The 8,666-nt window shown below is 62.4% G+C and carries 10 protein-coding genes; 6 read left to right on the forward strand and 4 right to left on the reverse strand.

The window, feature by feature from the left end:
* The 4 genes from WMK75_RS17305 to WMK75_RS17320 all read right to left on the reverse strand — a co-directional run.
* A partial coding sequence (locus WMK75_RS17305) for a type I restriction-modification system subunit M (protein ID WP_347268834.1) occupies positions 1-967 on the reverse strand: 967 nt, incomplete at its 3' end.
* Positions 964-1,302, reverse strand: coding sequence for a type II toxin-antitoxin system Phd/YefM family antitoxin (locus WMK75_RS17310; RefSeq protein WP_347268835.1), 339 nt, complete (start codon positions 1,300-1,302; stop codon positions 964-966). The genes WMK75_RS17310 and WMK75_RS17305, both read right to left, overlap by 4 nt.
* 3 nt (positions 1,303-1,305) lie before the next feature.
* On the reverse strand, positions 1,306-1,572 hold the full coding sequence (locus tag WMK75_RS17315; protein ID WP_347268836.1) for a conjugal transfer protein TraD: 267 nt from the start codon (positions 1,570-1,572) through the stop codon (positions 1,306-1,308).
* A 1-nt stretch (position 1,573) separates the two neighbouring features.
* Positions 1,574-1,900, reverse strand: coding sequence for a conjugal transfer protein TraD (locus WMK75_RS17320; protein WP_347268837.1), 327 nt, complete (start codon positions 1,898-1,900; stop codon positions 1,574-1,576).
* A 1-nt stretch (position 1,901) separates the two neighbouring features.
* Between WMK75_RS17320 and traA the strand changes: the two genes are divergently transcribed.
* The 6 genes from traA to WMK75_RS17350 all read left to right on the forward strand — a co-directional run bounded on the left by traA (position 1,902) and on the right by WMK75_RS17350 (position 8,631).
* Positions 1,902-5,078, forward strand: a complete 3,177-nt coding sequence (traA, locus tag WMK75_RS17325) for a Ti-type conjugative transfer relaxase TraA (protein ID WP_347268843.1) — start codon at positions 1,902-1,904, stop codon at positions 5,076-5,078.
* Between the two features lie 137 nt (positions 5,079-5,215).
* Complete coding sequence (locus tag WMK75_RS17330) at positions 5,216-5,434, forward strand: AlpA family transcriptional regulator (protein ID WP_347268838.1); 219 nt, start codon at positions 5,216-5,218, stop codon at positions 5,432-5,434.
* Positions 5,435-5,725: 291 nt separating this feature from the next.
* Entirely contained in the window at positions 5,726-6,016 is a 291-nt protein-coding gene (locus tag WMK75_RS17335) for a DUF1778 domain-containing protein (protein WP_347268839.1), read from the forward strand.
* Positions 6,016-6,507, forward strand: coding sequence for a GNAT family N-acetyltransferase (locus tag WMK75_RS17340; RefSeq protein WP_347268840.1), 492 nt, complete (start codon positions 6,016-6,018; stop codon positions 6,505-6,507). The genes WMK75_RS17335 and WMK75_RS17340 overlap by 1 nt, the downstream gene beginning before the upstream one ends.
* Before the next feature lie 17 nt (positions 6,508-6,524).
* Positions 6,525-8,177: a recombinase family protein gene (locus tag WMK75_RS17345; protein ID WP_347268841.1), complete on the forward strand. Its 1,653-nt coding sequence runs from the start codon at positions 6,525-6,527 to the stop codon at positions 8,175-8,177.
* Between the two features lie 271 nt (positions 8,178-8,448).
* A complete protein-coding gene (locus tag WMK75_RS17350; protein ID WP_347268842.1) occupies positions 8,449-8,631 on the forward strand; it encodes a hypothetical protein in 183 nt (60 codons plus the stop codon).
* Positions 8,632-8,666 lie beyond the last annotated feature (35 nt).

Raw genomic sequence — 8,666 nt, forward strand, 5'->3', positions numbered from 1 at the left:
GGAAATCGTCATCGTCCTTGCTCCTCTCAGGAAGCATGGACCGGATCAGCGATACACAGAAGACCTGACACTCTCCGTCATCCCAATGCGCCGGATCGGTCAGCGTGTCGCCATGCGCGATGTCGAACTTCTCGTAGTTCACGTCGTGCAGGAACATGTTGATGCGGCACAGGTTGTATGTCGTCAGGTTGACTTCCTGGCCGTAGAAGCCCTGCCGCACATTGTCCTGCCCCAGCACCTTGGCGAACTTGAGCAGCAGCGACCCCGACCCACAGGCTGGATCATACACCTTGTTGACTACGGTTTTTCCCGCAACAGCTATGCGGGCCAGCAATTCGGAAACTTCCTGCGGGGTGTAGAACTCGCCGCCGGATTTTCCGGCGGTCGAGGCATACATCTGCATCAGGTATTCGTAAGCGTCGCCGAACAGGTCGATGGTGTTGTCGGAAAAGCTGCCCAACGGCAGATCGCCGATGGCGTCGAGCAGCTTCACCAGCTTTTCGTTGCGCTTGGCAACGGTCGGGCCGAGCTTGCCGCTGTTGACGTCTAGGTCGTCGAACAGGCCCTTGAAATCATCCTCGCTCTCCGCGCCGATGGCCGAGCCTTCGATATCCTTGAACACGCGGGACAGGGTTTCGTTGAGATTGGGGTCATGCCGCGCCTGCCGCCGAACGTTGGCGAACAGGTGCGAGGGCAGGATGTAGAAGCCCTTTTCCCTTACCGTCTCTGCACGCCCCTGCTCGGCATCGGTGTCGGCGAGGGCGGCGTAGTCAAAGCCCGCATTGCCCGCGTTACGCTCTTGCGTATTCAGGTAGGCGGTGAGGTTCTCCGAGATGAAACGGTAGAACAACATCCCGAGCACATAGCTCTTGAAGTCCCAGCCATCGACGCTGCCGCGCAGGTCGTTGGCAATGCGCCAAATCGTCTTGTGCAGTTCGGCGCGTTCGATTTCCTTGACCTTATTCACCGCCGGGAATCTCCGCCAGCGTCGTCCTTATCCGCCTCACCACCCGTTGCCCCCGCTTCAATCGCTTTCAACCGCTCATATTCCTCGACTGCGAGCACCACCACGACGCCGCGCCCGTGCTTCTCGATCTGCACCGGCCCTGCACGCGCGGTGTCGATCATCAGCCCGAAGCTGTTCTTCGCCTCGCGCGCAGACATGGTTTTCATGGCTTCAATCTCGCCGATTCTATCCTGCCTATTTAGGGCAAAATAGCTCTTTTGGGCAATGATAAACTGGCGACGTCGCGCGATGGCGGGCGGCGCTGCGATATGTGGGGTCTCCGCGCCGCCCGCCATCGGTTACGCCCGATCCGGCTGCGGTTGAGTCCTGTCATGTGCGCTTGCTGGACGATCCATCTCGAACGCGATCTTTCCGAGTTTCGTCCATGTATCGCGTGCGTGTTCGCCGCCTTCACTCTTGAGCTTTTCGGCCATCCAGATCATCGCGCCAAGGATGGTGGCGCGATCATCGCCTGTCAGGTCCACGATGCCCGCCTTGACGACGAGGCCGCCGAGTTCGATTAGATGCCGGGTGCGCTTACGGCGCTCGACCTGCCATGTGCGCATGTCATGTCGCGCCCGCGCCGCCTGATGCCGGTTGCACGCCGCCCGATTGCGTTTGAGCGCTGCCGTGATCGCGGTCAGGCGTTGATGATGATCGCCGCGACCTGCCTTGAAAGAACGCGGCCCCGCGCTTGGCCCACGTCTCCCTCTTTCCGGCATCTGTGGTTTCCGCCAGTACGATCAGCGCGCCTGCCAGTTCGTCAGCGGTGAGCGCATCCGCCCCGGTGGCGATGACCAGTTCGCCGAGTTGCTGCACCTTGAGCGTCTTCAGTTCCTTGGCCTTGTCTTCCAGCGCCTTCAGTTCCGCGTCATAGTCTCGTGGCTTGCGCATCGTGGTCTCCATAGTCGTGGTTCGTTGTCGATGCAGCGATGATAGTTGCGCAGGCGGCGGAACGCAGTATTGTTGCCGGGACGGTCTGGAACGCCCCGGTCCATCCCGAGAATTTTTTGAGGGAGGGCGCGCTTATACGTCGTTCCGACGTGCGCTTGAGCGTGGCAATGCTTGGATCGCGATGGCGATCTATCATCTTCACGTCAAGGTCATTGGCCGCAAGGCCGGGTCGAGCGCGGTGGCGTCCGCCGCCTACCGCTCGGCTTCGCGGTTGCGCGACGACCGGCTCGGCCGCGATCAGGACTTTTCCGCCAAGCGCGGCGTCGTCCATTCCGAGGTGCTGTTGCCGGACGGTGCGCCCGATGTGTGGGAAGACCGCGAACGGCTCTGGAATGATGTGGAGGCGTTCGAGGTGCGCAAGGATGCGCAGCTTGCCCGCGAGGTGGAGTTCGCCATTCCTCGCGAGATGACACAGACGCAGGGCATCGAACTCGCCCGCGACTTCGCCCAAGCCGAATTCGTCGATCAGGGCATGATCGCCGACCTCAATGTGCATTGGGATTTTGCCGAGGACGGCAGCCCCAAACCCCATGCCCATGTCATGCTCACCATGCGCAGCGTGGACGAGGACGGTTTCGGCCCGAAGGTGCGGGATTGGAACCGGACGGAGATGGTCGAGCGATGGCGGGAACGCTGGGCCGAGCATGTCAACGAGCGCCTTGCCGAACTCGACATTGATGCGCGGATCGACCATCGCAGCCTTGAGGCGCAGGGTATCGACCTTGAGCCGCAAAGCCAGATCGGCGCACCGGCGCAGCGCATTGAAGGTGACGGCATCGAGGCGGCCGACCGTGCCGACATGCACAGGGAAATCGCCCGCAACAATGGCGAACGGATCATCGCCGATCCCAATATCGCGCTGGACGCGATCACGCATCAGCAATCGACCTTCACGCGGCGCGACATGGCTATGTTCGCGCATCGGCATAGCGACGGCATCGAGCAGTTCAACGAGGTGATGGGCGCGATACGCGGTTCGCCCGATCTGGTGGAACTCGGGCAGGACGGACGCGGCGAGGATCGCTTCACCACCCGCGATATGATCGAGGCCGAACAGCGGCTCCATCGCGCCGCCGAACTGATGGCGGAACGCGAACGCCATGAGGTGAACGACGCGCACCGCGACATGGCATTGGCACGCGCCGAACAGCGCGGGCTTGTCCTGTCCGGCGAGCAGGCCGACGCGCTGGCGCATGTCACGGACGGGCGCGATCTTGGCATTGTCGTCGGCCATGCCGGGACGGGCAAGAGCGCCATGCTCGGAGTTGCGCGCGAAGCATGGGAGGCGGCAGGCTTCGAGGTGCGCGGCGTTGCCCTGTCCGGCATCGCGGCGGAAAATCTCGAAAGCGGATCGGGCATATCCTCGCGCACCATCGCCAGCATGGAACACGGCTGGGGACAGGGCCGCGACATGCTGACTTCCCGCGACGTGCTTGTCATCGACGAGGCGGGCATGGTCGGCACGCGGCAGATGGAGCGCGTTCTGTCCCATGCCGCCGAGGCTGGCGCAAAGGTGGTGCTGGTCGGCGATCCGCAGCAGTTGCAATCCATCGAGGCCGGCGCGGCGTTCCGGTCGATCCATGAGCGCCACGGCGGCGCGGAAATCGGCGAGGTGCGCCGCCAGCGCGAGAACTGGCAGCGGGACGCCACCGGCGATCTGGCGACCGGCAGGACCGGCGACGCCATCGCCTCCTATGACCGTCACGACATGGTGCATTCCGCCGAGACGCGCGAGCAGGCGCGCGGCGATCTGATCGACCGCTGGGACCGCGAACGGCAGGCGTCGCCGGACGCGAGCCGCATCATCCTCACCCACACCAATGCCGAGGTGCGGGAACTGAACGAGGCCGCCCGCGATCGGATGCGGGAGGCGGGCGATCTTGGCGAGGACGTGCGCGTGACGGTGGAACGGGGCGAGCGCAGCTTTGCCAGCGGGGATCGCGTCATGTTCCTGCAAAACGAACGGAGCCTTGGCGTGAAGAACGGCACGCTCGGCACCATCGAGCAGGTCAGCGAACAATCCATGTCGGTTCGCACCGATGACGGGCGCAGCATCTCGTTCGACCTGAAAGACTATGACCGCATTGACCACGGCTATGCCGCGACCATCCACAAGGCGCAGGGCATGACGGTGGACCGGACGCATGTGATGGCGACTCCCGGCATGGACGCCCACGGCAGCTATGTCGCCTTGTCACGTCATCGCGACGGCATGGACCTGCACTATGGCCGCGACGATTTTTCGAGTCAGGACAAGCTCATCAACACCCTGTCGCGCGACCGGGCCAAGGATATGGCGACGGACTACGAACAGCAGGTCGGCCCGGCACAGGACTATGCCGAGCGGCGCGGCATCGCCTTCCGTGCCCGTGTCGCCCAGATCATGCGCAAACTCATGCCCGAGCGGCTGCGCGATGCCATAGACGATTATATCGACAATCTGCGTTCTTCCGGTGAGCATGTGCCCGCAGGGCCGGACAGGGAGGCGGCAAGACGAGAGGTTCAGCGCGACCTTGAAGTCACATCACGCAAGACCGGCATCGAGCCGGAAGAACTCTTGCGTCGCGCCAGTTCCGGGCAGAGCTTCGTTCGTCATGCCCGCGCCGTGGATGCGATCTTCGCGGCGCAGGACAGGGGTATCGCTGCGACGCCCGAGCAGGTGCAGGAGTTGCACGAGGCTCGCACAGCCTTCGATGAGCACCGGCCTCACGGTTCCCGCGACGCCGAAGCCGTCTATAAACGGAATTCCGGCTTTGCCGCCGATGTCGCCTCTGGCGATCCTGATCGCGCCGCGCCTGCCAGACGCGCCCTGCAACTGGAAACCGAGATGCGCAAGAACCCCGATCTGCGCGCGGATCGGTTCGTGGAACGCTTTCAGGAACTCAGGCAGACCGGGGAACGCCAGTATGCGGCGGGCAACTATTCCGGCTATAGGTCAGCGCGCGCGGAGATGGGCAACATGGCGATGAGCCTGGAACGCGATCCGCAGATGGAATCCCTGCTAGAAGGCCGCAAGAAGCAACTCGGCATCAGCATGGATTTCGACTCAGGGATGAGGCTTGGTCGACAACTTGCCCTCAGTCACGGCCTTGGCAGAGGTCGGGGCATCGGATTGTAGATCGTAGAACCATCCTATTTACCGCCGTTTCTACGCTACACTACTACGGCAGCTAAATATCTATTGCGCAACGATAAATCGTTGCCTTGTCTGGTCTCTGCAATTGTCAGAAACGACCAGAAGGAGGCAGCAGGACCATGCGCCAACCAGACCGCATCATCCGCATGAAGACCGTTCTTGCCCGGACGGGCCTCTCCAAGTCCACCATCTATCGCAAGATCAAGGAAGGCACGTTCCCGGCCCAGATGAAGATCAGCGCCAACGGCGCGGGTTGGCATGAATCCGACATTAACCGCTGGATTGCCTACCCTGCCGGATGGAAGCCGCGCGGCGAGTTCGACTTCTATGACTTCTGATAGCGAGGGCGCTGACGGAAAACAGAGGCCAGCGAACGACAACCGACCGCCGAATGGACAGGATGCCGGGCAGGCGGCGGATGCGTCCGCGCGGGTGGATGCGGTGGTGTTGTCCATCGCCCGACTGATCGGACGCCAGATCGCGCGGGAGCACTTCGAGGCATTGCAGGCTGCCAACGATAACGTGCCACCGACGCGAGATGAACCGGGCGGAAAGGGCACATGATGCCGCAAACGGTTTGTCTTGACAATGTCGGGCGTTCTGATAGGGTGCGTTCAGGAGATAATGCCATGACCACACGCATCACTCGCACAGAAAAGCTCGACCTTCGCCTTACGGCGGAGGCCAAGCATACCCTTGCCGCCGCCGCACAGGCGCAACGCCGTTCCTTGAGCGAGTTCGTGCTTGAAAGCGCGCTTGTCCGGGCCGAGGAAGCCCTTGCCGACCGTCGCGTTTTCCAGCTTCCGCCCGAGAGGTGGGAAGCCTTCGTTGCCGCGCTGGACGCGCCGCCGCGCGATCTGCCGCGCCTGCGTAAGCTGCTGAACGAGCCGGGCGTCTTTTCGGACGATAATCGTTCGTAATGGGTCTTCGCATCGAGAAGCTGCATCGCCGCCATGCCGTCGAGAACTTCGACTGCGGCGAGGACGCGCTGAATCGCTTTCTGGTCCGCTTCGCCCTGCCGAACCAGATGGCGAATGCCTCGCAGACCTATGTGGGTGTTGCGGATGACGACGCCATCGTTGGTTTTTACACGCTCGTTGTCGGCGAGGTCCGCTATGAGGAAGCCCCCGAGCGGCTGACCAAGGGACTGGCCCGGCATCCCGTGCCGGTCATGCTGCTGGCCCGGCTCGGCGTCAGCGAGGCGTGGCAGGGCAAGAGGATCGGCGCGGGACTGCTGCGCGATGCCGTGCTGCGGACGCTGCAAGTGGCCGACATCGCCGGTGTCCGCGCGTTGGTGGTTCACGCCAAGAACGATGCGGCACGAGCGTTCTATGAGCGATTCGACTTCCAGCCATCTCCGACCGATCCGCTGCATCTGTTCGCGCTCATCAAGGATTTGAGGAACCTTTAGACAGGAAGGACGCCGCCATGACCCGCGCAGCCCTTTACGCCCGCTATTCCGACGACAAGCAGAGCGAGGCGTCCATCGAGGACCAGTTTCGGCTTTGCCGCGAACATGCGGGGAGGGAGCGGTGGCAGATCGTCGGTTCCTACGAGGATGCGGCTATCTCCGGGGCCAGCACGATCTTGCGTCCCGGCATCCAGCGGCTGATGCGCGATGCGCAGCATGGCGAGTTCAACATCCTCTTGGCCGAGGCGCTGGACCGCATCAGCCGCGATCAGGCCGATGTGGCGACCCTCTACAAGCATCTGAAATTTGCAGGCGTCACCATCGTCACGCTGGCCGAGGGCGAAATCTCCGAGCTTCATGTCGGGCTGAAAGGCACGATGAACGCGCTGTTCCTGAAAGACCTCGCCATGAAGACCCATCGCGGGTTGCGGGGCAGGGTGGAGAAGGGCAAGGCGGGCGGTGGGCTTTGCTACGGCTATCGCGTCGTGAAGAAGTTTGACGCCAACGGCGAGCCGATCCGAGGCGACCGCGAGATCATCCCCAAGGAAGCGGAAATCGTCCGCCGTATCTTTGGCGAGTTCGCGTCCGGCAAAAGCCCCAAGGCCATCGCCGTCGATCTGAACCGCGATGGCGTTCCCGGCCCTCTTGGCCGTGCATGGGGCGATACCAGCATCCGGGGCCATGTTTCGCGCGGAACCGGCATCGTCAACAACGAGCTATATGCGGGCGTTCTGGTCTGGAATCGCATGCATTTCGTGAAAGACCCGTCCACCGGCAAGCGCGTGTCGCGCATCAACTCACCCGAGAAGTGGATCAGGAGCGAGGTTCCGCATTTGCGTATCGTGGACGACGCGCTCTGGAACGCTGTTCGTGCGCGGCAGAAGGACATTGCCGTCCGGTTCGAGGCAACCGCCGAGGGCGTCAGGAAGGCCAAGGCCCGCAAGCTCCACGAGAAGAAGCGACCCGTTTCTCTTCTTTCCGGCCTGCTGACCTGCGGCTGCTGCGGCGGTAGATACGGCCTCATCATGCGCGACCGCTATGGTTGCCTCAACCACCACCGGCGCGGCACCTGCGACAACAACAGGACCATCACCCGCGAGAAGATCGAGGAACGGGTGCTGTCCGGTCTGAAAGACAGGCTGATTTCTTCGCGGGCCGTCGAGGAAACCGTGCGCGCCTTCGCCGAGGAAATGAACCGCCTCAACCGGGAGCGTCGGGCACAGGGCGAGCAGGACCGCAAGGCGCTGGAGAAGATCGAGAAGGCCATCGCCGGGATCATCGCGGCCATTGAGGACGGCATGTATCAGCCTTCCATGAAAGCGCGCATGGACGAGCTGGAACGGCAGAAGGCCGAAGTCATCGCCCGGCAGTTGCAGGCACCCGCTGACACGCCGGACGTGCATCCCAACATTGGGAACATCTATCGCAAGCGGGTGGAGCGGTTCACGGACGCCTTGCACAATGACGACGATGGACGTGTCGCCGCCGAGGAGCTGCGCTCGCTGATCGAGGAAGTTGTTCTCACACCCGGCGAGAAGCGCGGCGAGGTATATGCCAAGCTACGCGGCGAGTTGTTCGGTATCCTCGACTTCGTGGAAGCCGAACACCGGCAAAAACCGCGAGAAGTTAGGACGAAGGTGGAAGCCAGCCCCCGCAACCAAAAAACTTAATGCTATCAAATACTTCAAAGCCGAGAATAACGCTCGGCTTTTGGCGTTCCGCCCTACATCAACGCCACATCAACACCCGACCAGAAAAACCGCACCAGCATGCATAAGCCCGCAGCAGCAGGCGGCGGCAGGTAACTCGCAGTTGCGCGCGATTCCGGTTCCCGCCATCATCCACCCGTGGTTCTCTAGACGGTGAATTGACGATGAAGGACTCTGCCCTCGGCTTCCTGACCTCGGATCAGCACCTTTCAGGCAGATAGACGGGCAAGCGATGAAGCAGGACGAGTTCCGGAAGTGGTTGGTGGCGCAGGGCCAGACGGAGGCAACTGCCTCGTCGCGGGCGAGCAGCGCAAAGCGCGTGGAACAATATCTGGGCGATCTGGACGAGCTGTTCGCGCAGGAGGATCGGGACACCGAAGTTCGACAGTTCCGCGGGCATTTTGAGCCTGCTTGAGTATCCAGCATATGCAAAATCAAGGCATTACATGT

This window comes from Paracoccus sp. (in: a-proteobacteria) (genome assembly GCF_039808215.1).
Classification (GTDB): Bacteria; Pseudomonadota; Alphaproteobacteria; order Rhodobacterales; family Rhodobacteraceae; genus Paracoccus.